The organism is Clostridium sp. FP2 (genome assembly GCF_011065955.2).
Lineage (GTDB): Bacteria > Bacillota > Clostridia > Clostridiales > Clostridiaceae > Clostridium_AD > Clostridium_AD tagluense.
The window spans coordinates 3,926,845-3,944,203 of record NZ_JAAMNI020000001.1; the positions used below are offsets into that span (position 1 = coordinate 3,926,845).

Annotated in this window: 12 protein-coding genes and 1 rRNA gene; 9 read left to right on the forward strand and 4 right to left on the reverse strand. The window is 31.0% G+C overall.

The genetic code is table 11. The annotated features are described in order from the left end of the window. Positions 1–108: 108 nt before the first annotated feature. Complete coding sequence (locus G9F71_RS18730) at positions 109–1,482, forward strand: sodium-dependent transporter (RefSeq protein WP_164951609.1); 1,374 nt, start codon at positions 109–111, stop codon at positions 1,480–1,482. A 53-nt stretch (positions 1,483–1,535) separates the two neighbouring features. Here the strand turns inward: G9F71_RS18730 and G9F71_RS18735 are convergent, their stop codons facing one another. Continuing rightward, on the reverse strand, positions 1,536–3,026 hold the full coding sequence (locus G9F71_RS18735; protein WP_224626489.1) for a hypothetical protein: 1,491 nt from the start codon (positions 3,024–3,026) through the stop codon (positions 1,536–1,538). 393 nt (positions 3,027–3,419) lie between these two features. Here G9F71_RS18735 and G9F71_RS18740 point away from each other — a divergent pair, with 393 nt between their 5' ends. After that, positions 3,420–4,832, forward strand: coding sequence for a peptide MFS transporter (locus G9F71_RS18740; protein WP_164951607.1), 1,413 nt, complete (start codon positions 3,420–3,422; stop codon positions 4,830–4,832). Between the two features lie 123 nt (positions 4,833–4,955). On the opposite strand, the gene G9F71_RS18745 is transcribed toward G9F71_RS18740, so the two are convergent. Continuing rightward, complete coding sequence (locus G9F71_RS18745) at positions 4,956–5,759, reverse strand: pyruvate, water dikinase regulatory protein (RefSeq protein WP_125004900.1); 804 nt, start codon at positions 5,757–5,759, stop codon at positions 4,956–4,958. Between the two features lie 64 nt (positions 5,760–5,823). After that, on the reverse strand, positions 5,824–6,987 hold the full coding sequence (locus tag G9F71_RS18750) for a class I SAM-dependent methyltransferase (protein ID WP_125004902.1): 1,164 nt from the start codon (positions 6,985–6,987) through the stop codon (positions 5,824–5,826). 274 nt (positions 6,988–7,261) lie between these two features. On the opposite strand from G9F71_RS18750, the gene G9F71_RS18755 reads away from it, so the two are divergent. The 7 genes from G9F71_RS18755 (at position 7,262) to G9F71_RS18785 (ending at position 17,187) form a co-directional block, all read left to right on the forward strand. After that, on the forward strand, positions 7,262–8,095 hold the full coding sequence (locus G9F71_RS18755; protein WP_164951606.1) for a methyl-accepting chemotaxis protein: 834 nt from the start codon (positions 7,262–7,264) through the stop codon (positions 8,093–8,095). A 148-nt stretch (positions 8,096–8,243) separates the two neighbouring features. Continuing rightward, complete coding sequence (locus G9F71_RS18760) at positions 8,244–11,315, forward strand: insulinase family protein (protein ID WP_164951605.1); 3,072 nt, start codon at positions 8,244–8,246, stop codon at positions 11,313–11,315. A 212-nt stretch (positions 11,316–11,527) separates the two neighbouring features. Then, a complete protein-coding gene (locus G9F71_RS18765) occupies positions 11,528–13,222 on the forward strand; it encodes an ABC transporter substrate-binding protein (protein ID WP_164951604.1) in 1,695 nt (564 codons plus the stop codon). A gap of 103 nt (positions 13,223–13,325) precedes the next feature. Then, positions 13,326–14,288, forward strand: a complete 963-nt coding sequence (locus tag G9F71_RS18770; RefSeq protein WP_164951603.1) for an ABC transporter permease — start codon at positions 13,326–13,328, stop codon at positions 14,286–14,288. Positions 14,289–14,365: 77 nt separating this feature from the next. Further along, complete coding sequence (opp4C, locus tag G9F71_RS18775) at positions 14,366–15,208, forward strand: oligopeptide ABC transporter permease (protein WP_318011107.1); 843 nt, start codon at positions 14,366–14,368, stop codon at positions 15,206–15,208. A 14-nt stretch (positions 15,209–15,222) separates the two neighbouring features. Then, positions 15,223–16,194 (forward strand): ABC transporter ATP-binding protein, encoded by a 972-nt coding sequence (locus G9F71_RS18780; RefSeq protein ID WP_164951601.1) that lies wholly within the window; start codon positions 15,223–15,225, stop codon positions 16,192–16,194. A 3-nt stretch (positions 16,195–16,197) separates the two neighbouring features. Beyond that, on the forward strand, positions 16,198–17,187 hold the full coding sequence (locus G9F71_RS18785; RefSeq protein WP_164951600.1) for an ABC transporter ATP-binding protein: 990 nt from the start codon (positions 16,198–16,200) through the stop codon (positions 17,185–17,187). 55 nt (positions 17,188–17,242) lie between these two features. Here the strand turns inward: G9F71_RS18785 and rrf are convergent. Continuing rightward, a 5S ribosomal RNA gene (gene rrf, locus G9F71_RS18790) occupies positions 17,243–17,359 on the reverse strand.

The following is a 17,359-nucleotide window of genomic DNA, read 5'->3' on the forward strand; positions in this document are numbered from 1 at the left end:
TCTGTTTTTTTTATATTATTTTATACTATTTCACCAAATATAAATTTGATCCCTTCAAATAGTTTTACCAACAACTGTTTAATTAAATATAAAAAGGAGTGATATGTAATGGAGGAGAAGAACAAAAGAGAAACATTTTCAACAGGGTTTGCAGTTTTTTTTGCAACACTGGGTTCAGCAGTAGGTCTAGGTAACATATGGAAATTTCCTTATTTAATTGGGTCAAATGGCGGAGGAGCGTTTCTCTTAGTGTACCTTTTATGTGTTGTACTAGTTGGTATTCCAATTATGTCATGTGAATTTTACATTGGTAGGAAGTCTAGAAAGAATGCAGTGGGAGCTTTTAAAAAGTTAAATGCTTCTAAAGGGTGGAAAACTATTGGATTTATGGGAGTAGCTTCAGCATTTCTAATTGCATTTTTTTATAGTTCTGTTGCTGGGTGGGTTTATTCCTATGTTTTCAAAGCAATAAAGGGTGATTTTGCTGGAGTTACTTTGGTTACAGCCAACACAAAATTCATGTCCACTTTAGTTGGACCACTATCTCCAATTGTATGGCAGTTTATAGTTCTCAGCGTGGTTTCGATAATTCTAATTGCAGGAGTTAAAAATGGAATTGAAAGAATAACAAAAACGCTTATGCCGGTATTATTTATATTAATTCTTATCTGCGATGTAAGAGCATTAACACTTCCAGGCGCATCTCAAGGCTTAAAATTTTTATTCCATGTTGATTTTACGCAGTTAACTGGACCTGTAATACTCGCTGCTCTTGGTTTGGCATTTTTTAAATTATCATTGGGAATGGGAACAATGCTTACTTATGGAAGTTATTTCACGCAGAGTAATAATATGATAGCAACTTCAGCAAAAGTTGCACTATCTGACTCTTTAATTTCCATACTGGCAGGGATTGCAATATTCCCAGCTGTATTCTCCTTTGGTTTGACACCTAGTGAAGGTCCTGGGCTTCTATTTAAGACCATACCACTTGTATTTTCAAAAATACCTTTTGGTAGTGTATTATTGGTAGCATTTTTCTTTTTAACTGCTATTGCAGCTACAACAGCAATGATTTCTATGGTTGAAGTTCCAGTTGCGTATTTTACGGAAGAAAAGGGTATTGGTAGAAAGAACGCAGTATTACTTACAACCAGCATAATGATGGTGGTTGGAATACTTGCAACATTATCAGCTCATCCCACAAGTGTCCTTGGTAATATTCATATACTAGGGCAAAGAGGATTTTTCGATTCCTTCGATTTTATATCTTCTAATATATTACTCCCAATAGGAGGTCTTTTGATAGCAATTTACGTTGGATACTTTGTTAAAAAAGAAGATTTTAAACTAGAGCTATCAAATCAAGGAACCTTAAATAATGACCTTGTCCTAAATATTATATATATTTTTATTAAATTTATATCACCATGCCTTCTTATTATTGTTTTTTTTAATTCAATTGGAATAATAAAATTATAAATAAAAGCTATGTAAGTTAAATGAGCCTCAATAATTATTGAGGCTCATCATATCTAACTAAATGTATAAATATCCAAACTTTCTTCTAGTTTGCAATGCCCATAATACCAACTATACTCATCTAATTTAATAGCTTTTGCTATACATTCCTCTTTATTTCCTTTTAGTCTAAATAGAGAAATCATATTTTCACCAGTCTTTCTAGCGAATACAATGCCTGATCCCTTAGAAATATAATTAGGCGCAAAATCAAAATTATTCCCTTTGGTTATTTTTTCTACATTTTTAGTTTTCAAATCTACAGTATATATATTGTGTGGTGCCTTTAACCACTGCTCAGCATCACTACTGGCATTAGAAGCTGAGTATATAACTTTTTTTCCATCTGGTGAGAAAGATGGGGTCATTGTAACCATACCTTTAGCCATAATATTGTATGGGTCCTTAGTAGTAGATATCATGTTCTCTGGTAAAATAGGATTGAATATTCCATTTGTTACATCTACCGTTCCTATAGTTTTGTTAACATTCATATCTCTTACGCCACCATTATTAACCACAGGCATCTTTCCATCTATAGGATTTATAGCTAAATTATCTTTATAAGCTAATGCATATACTTGTTCATTACTAAAAGGTGTAAACTTATTATTTTTCACATCATACACTCCAAAAGGAACTCCATCAGCGTTTGTTGATCCGGAACGAACCCTGCACCATATATAAACATAAGCTCCATCCTTTGAAACTCCGGCAGCCCTAGGCGCTAAACCCATATCTCCTGTTTCATTATTCCAAGGCTTAGATTTTACTATTAAACTTTCCTTAGCTAAATCTAAATCATATCTTATAAGTCCTTTTGGTTCAATATATTGACCATCATCCTTTGTGTAATGTCTATATACTTCTCCATATATATTTCCCTTTTTATCACTTACCATATCTTCATAATATTCTTCACTTTTAATATAAATAGAAGATTTTTGGGTTTTTAAATTAAACCCATTAAGTCCACCCTTTTGTGTTCCGTATGCTAAATCCGTATCCTTTCCCCATGCATAACTTACCACCTTGTCCGCAACTTTAATAGGTTTTTTCTGTCCTTTTATTAAGTCAATTTCAGCTATATAAAGATTTTCATCTTTTGTATAAGCAACATTTACTCCATCCGGCGAAATACTAGGATTTTTAAATACTCCATCCTTATCTACTAATACTTCCTTGTCTAATTTGGATAAATTCACTGCCCATAAACTCTTATCCTTAACCATTACTGCAAAATCATTGGAATTTTTATTTTCTTTTGTTTTACCTAGCGCAGTACCTACAAACGCTCCTGTAACTGCTACAACTACTGCTGTTGTTAAAGCTATTAAATTTACCAATCTTTTAGGCTTTTTAATCATTCTCACTCTCTCCTTTCTACTTTTCGCTGACATGACCTCAGTATAGTAATTAGTTTTGCCTCTTTTATCTATTTTTAATATTCCTTTTTTTACAACCCTACAAGTAAGAGTTAACACCATCTTTAATTTCCATTTCAACTTCTGAAATTGTCGGGTTACTATTTTCTATAATATTACTCCATTATCTACAAATTGTATTATAACCTTATACTACAATTTATATATAATAATGTCAATATATTGTTTTCATTAATAAACTTAACTAACCTTAGATATCTGCAGACATTATTAACAAGTTATTGTAATATGTAGATCCTTATTTTTAATTTCCTTTCTCCAATTTCGGAAAAAAATATTTTAGTATTTAATGTTGCATTTTGTATATTGCGTATGTTAAAATAATTTTTGGAAAACATAAAAAAATTTGGATACGTTTACATAGAATATTCATAATATTGCATTTATAAGTATATTATAATAATAAAATTTCTATGGTGAATAAGTATCCAAAAAAATTAAGGGGGATTTATCATGGCTACTGCTACAAACACCCAACAGCAATCATTAAGCAACAGACAAAGTTATCCTATTGGATTCTGGTTCATCTCAGTGTTACAAATTTTTGAGAGATTCAGCTACTATGGTATGAGAGGACTTTTAATACTATATCTTGCGACATCAGCGGTTAAAGGCGGATTAGGCCTTGACACAGCAACTGCATCTTCACTGTATGCTAGTTTCACTATGTTTGTTTATTTTGCACCACTGGCAGGAGGTTATGTAGCAGACAATTTTTGGGGGAAAAGAAAAACCTTCTTTATCGGATCACTATTTATAGCAGGTGGAATGTTCGCACTCTTTGCTGCACACGGAAAAACAATGGTTCTTGTGGCACTTGGACTTATGATCATTGGTAATGGATTTTGGAAACCGAATATTACATCTATAGTAGGAGACTTTTATGGAAACAACGATCCTAGAAAAGACGGAGCCTACTCGATTTTCTACACATTTATCAATATTGGTGCTTTCTTTGCGCCACTTATATGTGGTACTCTTGCAGAAAAAACTTTTGCAGTTACAAAGGGAACAGAAGTGATAAGCTATGGTTATAAATATGGTTTCCTTGCAGCAGGAATAGGGATGCTTATAGGAACACTTCTTTATATTTTATTTGCCAAAAAAGCTCTTGGTGATGTTGGAGCATTTAATAAGGAAGTTGCTGTTAAAAAAGCACAAGCTAAAAAAGCTTCCACTCAGGCTAAGAAAGGCGCTTTAACAAAAGATGAAAAGAAAAGCGTTATTGCAATTTTCGTTCTTTCTTTCTTTGTAATTATTTTCTGGGCAGGATTTGAACAAGCTGGTTCAAGCTTAACAATTTACACAAATGATTTTATAAACAGAAACGTAGGTGGTTTTGAAGTACCTACAAGTTGGTTCCAATCTATAAATCCCTTCTTGTGTGTTGTTCTTGGCCCTCTTTTTGCAATGCTCTTTGTACGACTTGCAAAAAGGCCAAAAGGAGACATACCCACTGCAACTAAAATGGGGTATGGCTTAATTCTACTGGGTATTGGTTTTGCACTTATGGTTGGTGCAGCAATGGAAAGAGGTAATTCAACTAATGCAGCAATTAAAGCGAATATCCTTTGGCTTATAGGTGCATATACATTGCACACCGTTGGAGAAATGTTCTTATCTCCAGTTGGACTTTCAATGGTTAGTAAACTTGCACCAAAGCAAATTGCAGCTCTTATGATGGGAGTATGGTTATTTGCCACAGGTATGGGTAACTATATTGCAGGTATGGCTGCTGCCTTTGTTAAAACTTGGGGCGGACTTCAGGTATTTGGTTTCGTAACGGTAGTAACAATTGCTTCCGGCGTATTGCTTTGCTTCCTTAGCCCACTTTTCGACAAAGTAATGCGTGCGAACAAAGCATAATTGATAATTATATAAGCAATATATTTAAGAAGGTTTCCCTTTAGTAAAAAGGAAACCTTCTTTTTATTTTTACAAAAGTAACTATTTTAATATCTTATCAAGGAGGTTCTCAAGTTTCATTTCTTATTGATTATGGCCTATGCTCTTCATAATAATCAAAGCTGTATCCTCTATAGCTCTTTTAGTAACATCAATTGTTAGGCATCTTGTTTTTTTCATTATTTTTTCTGCATAATCTAACTCATCCAGTATTCTTGCATCATTAGCATATTGGAAGCTAGAATTAAGTCCATTAAATTTATCCATTCTATGTTTTCTTATTTCAATAAGCACAAAAGGATCTATTTTAAGCCCTATTATCTTCTTTCCAGGAATGCTGTATAACTCCTCTGGAACAGGAATTTCTGGCATTAAAGGTATGTTTATTGCTTTAATACCCTTATTAGCCAAATACATACATAATGGGGTTTTTGAAGTTCTTGATACTCCTATAAGAATTACGTCCGCATGTTTTATTCCATTATAATCACGACTATCATCATAATGTATAGCAAACTCCATAGCTTCTATTCTTTTATAATACTCCTCATCCATGTTCCATATTGCCCCTGGAATATATTCTGGCTGCTTATTCAATAGCTTAGAAGCCAGGCCTATTCCTGGTCCTAAAACATTTGATACAAATATCCCTTTTTCTACGCATCTTTGAACTAAAAACTCTTTTACATCTACCATAATTATAGTTGAAATAACCATTGCTTTGGAATTAGCATCTATTTTACTAATAAAATTATTAACATCCTCAGCCGTTCTGATATGAGGTATCTTTTTTACTATTACACTATCTGGAAACTGACTTGCTACTGATTTAGCTACAAGTTCCGCTGTTTCTCCTATTGAATCCGATACTGCATATATTGTTAACATTTTTGCATCCCCTCTACTTTCTTTTGTATTTTTTCTTCTTATAATATAATATTAATTATAAAAATCAAATTAAATTATCCTTTTTTAATAAATTGAATAAGGTTGGATTTAGATTAAATTGATTTATTAAAGCATTAACTTCTGCTAGTGCTTTTTCTCTTTTATCCACAGATATATTAACTTTTGAAGCTCTAATTAATATGTTTTTAGGAGAATGCGATATATCTATAAATTCTAGAAGCTGAGTTTTGTATCCAACGCATTCTAAAAGATTGGCTCTTACTGAATCTGTCATAAGTGCTGAAATCCTTTCTTGAACTATTCCATACTTTGTTAATATTGATAATGACTCTGTTTTAATTTGACTATTAATTTCATGTTGACAGCAAGGAACAGAGAAAATCATCTTGCTATCCCACTTTATTGCATTATATAGTGCATAATCAGTAGCTGTATCACATGCATGCAATGTAATAACCATATCAACCTTATTATTATATTTGAACCCATTTATATCCCCTAGCTCAAAATGTAAGTTTTCATAATTATATTTTTTAGCTATATCATTACATTTTTCAATTACATCTTCCTTAAGATCAAGTCCAATCATTTTTACATTAATCTTTTTAATTTGTACAAAATAGTAATATAGTACAAATGTTAAATAAGACTTCCCACAACCAAAATCTAATATAGTAAGTTCCTTAAAATCATTATTCTTAATCTCATCATCGATAATTTCAACAAACCTGTTTATTTGCTTATACTTATCATATTTTGAATTAACAACTCTGCCTTCTTTTGTAAAAATACCTAAATCTATAAGAGGCTCTATTATCATTCCCTCTTTAAGAATATAATTTTTTTCTTTGTTATGTTCCTTATTAACCAGTTTTACATTATCACTTTTTTTCATGCCCAAATGAACTTTGCCTTTTTTAGATATTTTCAATTCAAATGTAGCTACATTTGACCAAGCATCAACTTGTTTATAATTAGATGATACATATTCTAAAAGTTTTTCTTCTAAAATATCCATATCAATATTTTCATGAAAAACTTGCTTGTCAGTGGATTTTTCTATTTGATAATATTGCTTCGCATCATTTTCCTTTAATACAAATGTTATTTTATTGTAGGTAACATCCACATTCATTTTATTGCTTATAACTAATTTTATAATCTCTTGCTGCATTATTTTATGGATTGCATTAATTAGTTCTTTCATTTCAACACACCTTTATATTTATTTTAAAACTACTTTTCTATACAATTATATCATTAAATATCAACTTAATTAATTCTAATATTTAAAAGAGCATTAGCCATTATTATGTCATTGAAATAAAGTATTATTCACCTATATATATCAAAATTGAAAGGGTAGCATTATGAGTAATATCATAGAACCGACACTGATATTTTTTTATTCGTTTTTTGTTTGTTTTTTATTATAAATTACTCTATAATGAAAATATTAAGTAAAAAAGGAGTTTTTGTATATGAATATTTTTGAAGATGAGGACATACTTCTAAACATAGGTTTTTTACTACCTTCTATTAGTGCACTATTTAATAATGATTTAAGTTTATTACTTTCTGACACGGAAAAAATAATTAAAATCTCAAAAAATGAATCTGCTCCAGGTGGAAATTATGGAGAAGGAGATATATTACCAAAGGATATTCCTGCATATCAATGTATGCAAGAAAATAAAACAATAGTGAAAATTTTGCCTAAAGAATACTTTGGTGTAGCTATAAAAGCTGTAGCAACACCTATAAAAAATAGATCCGGGAAAATAATAGGCAGTATAGCTATAGGTAAAAGAGCTTGGGGCGATGATATAAACGCTCATGCTGAAACTTTTATAAGTTCTTTTAATGAAATTTCAAATGTTATTGGCGGTGTGTCATCTGCAATACAAGATGTAGCTATATCTAGTAATAATATATTAGATGAAGTAAATGAAACCAATGAGTATATGAAAAAGACCGATGAAATTATAGGTTTTGTTCAAAACATATCAAAACAAACAAATTTATTAGGTCTAAATGCTGCAATAGAATCAGCCAGAGCTGGAGAACTAGGTAAAGGCTTTGGTGTTGTTGCTAATGAAATAAGAAATCTATCAAGTTCTAGTAGTCAGTCTATAAAGGAGATTAACACTGTTTTAAACAAACTTAAAACTTCAATTGAAAGTATTACAAATAACTTATATGAGAATAACAAACTTTTTGAAACACAAGCTGCAAGTATTGAAGAAATTAATAGTAGTATAGCTGAGCTCAATAATACAGCTCAAATTATAAAGCAAATTTCAGAACTAATTTAGGGAGTCTGTAATTTAGAAACCATCCACCCCCATTTTTAAGATTATTAAGTTGAAATTTGCCAAAATAAGGAGTATTATATATAATACTGTATAAAATAATACACCTTAAATTTAATACGGTAAACTTAAATATACTAGGGGGAAAAAAATGAAAAAATTAAGAATTTTTTGTAGCGCTCTTACTATTATGTTCTTTATGGGAACACTAGCAAATCCTATTATTTCTGTAAGTGCAAAAACAACCACTACACAAGTAGCACCAGTTAAAACTGTTACTAAAGAACTTTTGGAAAACTATAAGGTTGGTCAAGTTTATCATGGCTTTAAGCTTATTGAAGATGGTAAGTTAAAAGACTATAATGCTGTAGGCAGAATATTTGAGCATGTAAAAAGTGGTGCTAGACTTGTTCAGTTTAAAAATGCTGACGAAAATAAATACTTCGCAGTAACTTTCAGAACACCTACTGACGACAATACTGGTAAACCACACATATTAGAACATTCACTATTAATGGGTGGCTCTAATAAATATCCTGTTAAACAACTACTTACATATTTTTTAAATGGTTCTCTTTCCAACGAAATGAATGGATATACACAAGCTGATAGAACCTTCTATCCATTTGCTACAGTAAATGAGCAAGAATTTAATAATCTAATGGATGTATATCTTGATATAGTTTATAATGCAAGAGTTCAATCCTCAGAAAATATTTTTAGGGAAGAAGCTTGGCATCATGAAATAACTGATGAGAAAAATCCAATTGAAGATACAGGTGTTGTACTTAATGAAATGAAAGGTGCAATGAGTTCACCTGAGCAACAACTAATCGTTGCAATTAATAGAAGTTTACTTCCTAATACAACCTACAATTTTGTATCTGGTGGGGACCCAAAGAATATAACTAAATTATCATATAAAGAACTTGTTGATTTTTATAAAAAATATTATAATCCATCGAATAGTTTTATATTCATATATGGTGATACACCTTTAGATGATAAATTAAAACATATTGATGAGAGCTTTTTAAGCAAAATTACCAAAACTACTGTTGACTCAACAATAGTTAAGCAAACACCATTTACTGAAAGAAAGTACTATGAAGCAGAATACGGAATTCCAAAAGAACAACCAGCAGATAATAAAGACTATCTTACGTTAAACTTTGTTACTGGTGATGCTTCTAATTTAGAACAATTAGTAGGTACTCAATTATTTACATCTTTAGTTTTAAATAATGAAAATTCTATTTTACATAAAGATTTAAGAGCTGCTGGTTTTCAAAATATAAGTGCATTTTCAAATCCTGGACAAGCACAATGTGTTACAACAATTTTGGCATCTAACACAGATAGAAAGCAAAAAGATTTATTCGAAAAAACAGTTATGAATTCATTAAAAGAAATCTCAAAACAAGGTATTGATAAAGAATTATTAGATTCTACCTTAAATAGCTTTGAATTATCTGATAAGCTTGGTAAAGCATATACTAAAGAGACTGGAAAATCATTATATGGTCTTGTTAGCATGGGTTTTGCTTATGATACAAATATGTTATCACCTTTTAAATCCAATGATGCAATGATGGAAACTTTAAAAAACGCTTCTAAAACTCGTTATTTTGAAAAGATAATTGATGATAAATTTGTAAATAACAAATTCACCTCTTTAGTAACATTTAAAGCGGTACCTGGTTTAAATGATAAAGAAAAAGAAGCAGAAGTAAAGAAATTAGCGGACTATAGATCATCTTTAAGTAAAGAAGATTTGAATGCATTAATTAAATCAAACCTTGAATTAAAGCAGTGGCAATCAACGCCTGAGTCACCTGAAGTATTATCAAAGCTTCCAATGATTAATGTTGATTCTCTAACTCCTAAAATCACTAAAACACCACTTGAGCTAAAAAGTGTAGATGGAGTTAAAGTACTTTATCATCCAATGTATACAAATGGAACAAACAATTTATCATTACACTTTGATACAACATCAGTTAAGCAAGTTCAAATTCCTTATATAAAATTATTATCTTCCATACTTGGTAATATGGATACAAAAACTCACACTCAAGATGAATTAAAAAAATTAAGTGCAAAATACTCAAATGGTCTTAGTATTTCGGCACAAGCTTATTCTTCAATTAATCATAAAAACACTTATGCTCCAACCATGCAAGTAAGTGCAACTTCTTTAAACGAAAATGCACCAAATGCAATAAACCTAATGTTAGATGTCATTAAGGATACTAAGATAAATGACAAAGAAAAATTAAAACAAACAATAAATAACATTAAAACAAACTTAGATTCTTCAATTGCAAACAGTGCTATCTCTTTAGCACTCAATAAGAATTCAAGTAATAACAGTGCATATTCTGCATATATGAATAGCTTAGATGGTGTTGAATACTATAATTTCATTAGTGAATTAAATAAAAATTTCGATGTAAACTATGATGGAATAGTTAAAAATCTTGAAGAGGTTTCAAAAACTATTTTCAATAAAAACAATTTAACTTTAAGTTTAACTGCTGACGATAATGAATTTAACAAGTTTCATAATAACTTAGCAAACATTATTGCTAATCTTCCTTCTGATAAATTAACTACTCAGAATTATAAATTTAAATTTAATAGCAAAAAAGAAGCATATACAATTGAATCTCCTATTAACTATAACATTCAATCTTTTAACTACAAAGATTTAGGATACAATGCTAAAGGAAGCCTTCAAGTATTGACCCCTCTTGTAAACTCATTCTTATGGGATACTTTGAGAGTTAAAGGTGGTGCATATGGTGCTTATCTATCAGCTGATGAGACTGGAGAAATGTCTATATTTACTTATAGAGACCCAAGAGTTAAAGAATCTTTCCAAGATATAAAAATGATATCTGAATTTTTGAGAAATGCTGATAAGATATCACCAATGCAATTAAATCAATATAAATTAGATGCTTTAAAAGGTTACTATACACCAAAATCAATATATGAAAAGGCTTCTGCGTCTGATGATTTATACTTTAGTGGAGTAAACGATGATTATCGTCAAAATTGTATAAATAAAATTCTAAATACAACTACTGATGATCTAAAATCCTATGCTCAAATGTTTGAAGATGGATTAAAGGAAAATAAAATTACAACTTTTGGTAATACAAAAGCAATAGAAGCTAGTAAAGATTTATTTGATAGTATTCAACCATTAATCAAATAATTAAATCACGAAAAGTGGTTATGAAATTTCATAGCCACTTTTTGTGATTTAATTTTTTAATAGAAAGACACCCTTCAATAGTTATACCCAATACAGTTTGACATTTCTTTCAAATTCAACTAACATATACATGTTTGCATTAAACTTACTTTATCCACAAAATCCACTATTTATTGCAAAATATAATATACTTTAAAGAAGAGGTGACTGTTTTGAATAGAAAAAAAATATTATCAATAGCCTTGGCAACGTTAATGCTTTCAACAGTTTTAGTTGGCTGTGGAAATAATAACAAAACTACTAATGGAGCAAAAACTGATGTTTCCCAAAAGACTAAAGCGGTTAAAGATAAAATTGTATATGCACTATGGAGTGCACCTACCGGGGTATTTAATCCTCTATTATCAGATACCCAATACGATGATGCAGTATTAGACCTTACATATTCATCCTTACTTAAATTTGATAAAGATCTAAATTTACATTGTGATTTAGCTGAAAGCTACACAATATCTCCAGATAACATGACAATAACATTTAAATTAAAAAAAGCAGCAAAATGGCATGATGGGCAAAACTTAACTACAAAAGATATAGCGTTCACATTTACTAGCATGGCAGATAAGGGCTACACTGGTTCTAGATATGGCGATGTTGAAAAAATTAAAGGAGCAAAAGCTTATCATGAAGGTAAATCTAAAAGCATTGAAGGTATACAGATAGTTGATGATTATACTATTAAATTTCAATTTGAAGAAGTATATTCCCCAGGACTTGTTAACATCGGTGGAATGGGTATAATTCCTAAACATATTTGGGAAAAAGCACCTATCGCTACTTGGAAAGAAAAAAAAGATTTATTAAATAAACCTGTTGGTTCAGGACCTTATAAACTTGTAACTTTTGAACCTGGGCAATCTGTTCAATTAGAAAGTTTTGATGGCTACTATGGAAATAAAGCTAAAACTAAGAAATTTATATTTAAAGTAAGCAATCAAGAAACTGCACAAGCTGAACTTGCAAATGGCACTGTAGATATTGCTGATATATCTACACTAAAGAAAAAAGATATAGAAGGTCTTAAAGCGGATAAATTAGACGTAGTTTCTTACCCAAATAATAAGTTTCAATATATGGGCTTTAATTTAAGACAAGATAAATTTAAGGATGTCAAAGTTAGGCAAGCATTTACATACGCTATTGATAGAAAATTAATTTTAGACAAATTATTAGAAGGTAATGGAAAAATAGTTAATACAACTATCGTACCAACTAGCTGGGCTTATCCAAAAGCTGATTTATTAAATTCTTATGATTTTAACCTTAATAAATCTAAATCCTTACTTAAAGAAGCTGGCTGGAATGACAAAGATGCTAATGGTACTTTAGAAAATGCTAAAAATGAAGAATTTAAGGTTGTACTTAAATATCCAGTTGGAGATAAAAGTAGAGAACAATGTGCTTCAATTATTCAAAAAAGCCTAAAAGATGTGGGAGTAAAAGTCGAATTACAAAGCATGGAATTCCCTACATTAATGGATCAGGTTGTTGGAAATCACCAATTTGACTTATACTTAATGGCTAATGTATTAGGCTCTGACCCTGATCCTAAGCCATACTGGCATTCAACATCTGCATCTGATAAGAAAGGTGAATTTGCTTGGAATATTTCGTCCTTCAAAAATGCAAAAGCTGATGACTTAATACAGAAAGGCCTTTCTACATTAGATACAAAAGAACGTAAAAAAACTTATGAAGATTTCGGAATACTAATGAATAAAGAGCTTCCCTGGGTTTATTTATATTCTCAAAACGTAGTAAAAGCTTATAATCCTAAGTTAAAGAATTTTAATCCAACTACCTATGTAGATTTCTTAAATGTTGAAGATTGGTATATTGAACAATAGTTTGAAAAGGTGATTTATATCACCTTTTTCTATATTAAATTGTATATATTCAAAATTAGGTTCTCAATTCTTCACTCAAAAGTTACATTCAGCGAGGTGAAAAATGTTTAAATACATAATTAGAAGATTATTAATAGCTATAGGTGTCTTATTTGGAGTTTCAATTATTATTTTTGCACTTATCCATCTACAGCCTGGAAACCCCTATTCCACAATGGTGGACCCTAGAGTTTCAAAAGAAATTATGCAAGAAATGCTTACAAAAGTAGGTTATTATGACCCATTGCCAATAAAATATATAAAATGGATTGCTAGAACCCTTCAAGGTGATTTGGGCTATTCTATCTTTTATGGTGCTCCTGTTTTAGATGTTATTAATTCTCGAATATGGAATACAGTTTTATTATCTACTTTTTCATTATTACTTAGTATGTTAGTTGCTATACCTTGTGGTGTGCTATCAGCCATTAAAAAATACTCATTTTTTGATTATTCTTGCACTATAATATCTTTTATAGGAATATCCATTCCAGCTTTCTTTTTTGGATTATTACTTATAAAATGGTTTGCTTTTGATTTGAAACTTTTACCTGTTTCAGGCATGAAAACCATAGGTGAAAGTTATGGCGGATTGGAAAAAACTATTGATATATTAAAACATATGATTCTCCCTGGCGTAGTACTTGCTTTTCTACAGATGGCTTCTTTTATGAAATACACTAGGGCTTCTATGCTAGAGGTTTTAAATAAGGAATATATGAAAACTGCTCGCGGAAAGGGTTTAAGTAAAAATAAAACTATTTGGAAACATGGCTTTAAAAATGCTCTAATTCCAATAGTTACAATTTTATGTCTTCAAGTTCCTTTTTTATTTTCTGGAGCACTGCTTACAGAAACTATATTTGTTTGGCCTGGCATCGGAAGGTTAAATTATGAAGCTCTATTAAATAGAGACTATCCCTTAATTATGGGAATTTTAATGATAATAGCAATTATCATCTTATTATCTAATTTATTAGCAGATGTTTTATATGCAATAATAGACCCAAGAATAAAGTATGAATAGCAACATAAAAAGAGGGTGAAATTTTGATTAGTAAATTTTTTCATAAAAAAGCATCATTAAATAAAGAAGATAATTCAATTAACTTTAAAAATATAATTAACAAACTTAAACAAAATAAACTGGCTATGATAGGAATAATAATATTAGCAGTATTAATCACTTCCGCTATCATTGCACCCTTTCTCACAAAATATAAAATGGATGATATAGATTTATTTAATATAAGTGCCGCTCCAAATACCGATCATATATTAGGTACAGATGATCTTGGACGTGATGTGTTTACAAGACTATTTTCTGGTGGCCGAGTATCACTGGGAGTAGGAATCTTCGCTACCCTCATACAGATATTAATCGGAGTAACCTTAGGCGCAGTTTCTGGCTATTACGGTGGTTTTATAGATAGTATTGTTATGAGACTTGTGGATATTATTATGTGTTTTCCCCTCTTTATAATAGCAGTAGCACTAGCTGCAGTGATGGGTCCAAGTATTTGGAATTTAATAATTATAATTGCCATTTTATCATGGACAGGTATTGCAAGAATTGTTAGAGCTGAGGTGTTATCTTTAAAAGAAAGAGAGTTTATAGAGGCTTCTAGAGCACTTGGATTAAATGATTTCGAAATAATAAGAAAGCATGTACTACCTAATATACTATCCCCTATCTTAGTTTCAGCAACTTTAGCTATTGCAGATGCCATACTTACTGAAGCTGCCTTAAGTTTCCTAGGTATGGGTGTTAAACCCCCACAGCCTAGTTGGGGAAATATGCTATCTGCTGCTCAAAGCATGAGAACCTTACGATATGAGTGGTGGCTTTGGGTACCGCCAGGATTACTTATATTTTTCACAGTATTATCAATTAACTTTTTAGGTGATGGACTTAGGGATATAATGGATCCTAAAGAAAAATTATAGCATAGGGGGATATCATGATATTAGAAGTAAAAAATTTAACAACTGCTTTCAAAACTTCATCTGGTAGCGTAAGTGCGGTAAATAATATATCTTTTACACTAAGCGAGGGTGAAATTTTAGGTTTAGTGGGCGAGTCTGGAAGTGGAAAAAGCGTAACTGCTTTATCAATAATGAGATTACTGCCTGAACCTAATGGACAAATTGAAAGTGGTGAAGTTTTATTAAATAGAAAGGACTTATTAAAGCTCTCCGAGAAAGAAATGTGTAAAATAAGAGGAAATGAACTTTCTATGATATATCAAGAGCCTATGACTGCATTAAATCCAGTTTTTACTGTTGGACAGCAGATAGGAGAAATAATTAAAACTCATGAAGGAATAAAAGGAAAACACCTAAAAGAAAGAGTTATACAACTTTTACAATCAGTTCAAATACCAAACCCTAGAGAGAGTTTTAAAAAATATCCCCATGAGTTAAGTGGTGGTATGAGACAACGTATAATGATAGCTATGGCCCTATGTTGTAACCCTAAAGTCTTAGTAGCAGATGAGCCCACCACGGCTTTAGATGTTACAATTCAAGCTGAAATACTAGACTTATTAATAAGTCTAAGTACTAAGTTAAAAACTTCTATTATATTTATAACTCACGATTTAGATGTAATAGCAGAAATAGCAGATAAGGTGGCTGTTATGTATGCTGGTAAAATTGTAGAAGAGTGTAACGTACTAGAGTTTTTTGATAATCCACTCCATCCCTATTCTCAGGGCCTTATGTTTTCAAGACCTAATAATAAAACGGAAAATGGAAGATTATTTTCTATTCCCGGAATGGTGCCTAGTGCTTATAATTTACCTTTAGGTTGTGCCTTTAGCAAGCGTTGTAGTAAATGCATTCCTGTTTGCTTAGAAAAAGTTCCAAATTTAATAGATAAAAAAAATAATCATAGAGTTAGTTGTTGGCTCTATGAAGAAAATGAGGGATAGTCTGTGAATGAATCAAGTTATTTACTACAAGTAGAAAATCTCAAGAAATATTTTCCAGTAAAAAAGGGATTTTTTTCTAGAGCCAGTGAATATGTAAAATCCGTTGATGGTGTATCCTTTAAAATAACTAAAGGCAAAATTATAGGACTTGTTGGGGAGTCTGGTTGCGGTAAAAGTACCACTGGAAGAACTATCTTAAATCTTTTAGAACCTACATCTGGATCTGTTGTGTTTGAAAATAAAGTAATTTTTGATGTAGAGAACAAAATAAGAATATCAAAAAAAGATATGTTAAACATAAGAAAAGACATGCAGATAATATTTCAGGACCCATATTCCTCACTTGATCCCCACATGAATATAGGTGACATATTAGCTGAAGGCTTAAAAAAACATAATATTATTGCTGCTAAGGACAGCTTAGATAAATCTAAAGAAATTCTTGAACTATGTGGTCTAAATTCATCTTATGTTAATAGATATCCCCATGAATTCAGTGGTGGTCAGAGACAGCGAATCGGGATCGGACGAGCTTTGTCAACAAATCCTAAATTTATAGTTTGTGATGAACCCACAGCTGCCTTAGATGTTTCAATCCAATCCCAGATTTTAAACTTAATGATGGATTTAAAGGATAAATTAGATCTAACCTATTTATTTATCTCCCACAACTTAAATGTTGTAAGATTTTTTTGTGATGAAATATGTGTTATGTATTTAGGCGTAATCGTTGAAAAAACTACCACTGAAGAATTATTTAAAAACCCATTACATCCATATACTAAAGCACTGTTATCATCCATACCTATATCTCATCCTAGCATGAAAAGGGATAGAGTACATTTAAAAGGCATTATCCCAAACCCAATAAACCTTCCAAATGGCTGTAGGTTTCATACAAGATGTCCCTATGCTAGACCTATATGCAGTGAACAAGTTCCAGAATATAAAGAGCTATGTACAAACCACTTTGTAGCTTGCCATTTAAACTAAAATTATATTTACGCAAAATAAAAACCACTAAGTTAGACTTAGTGGTTTTTTGTTTACCTGGCGACGACCTACTCTCCCACAAAGTTACCCCTGCAGTACCATTGGCGCATTGAAGCTTAACCGACCTGTTCGGTATGGGAAGGGGTGTTACCTTCATGCCATAATCACCAGA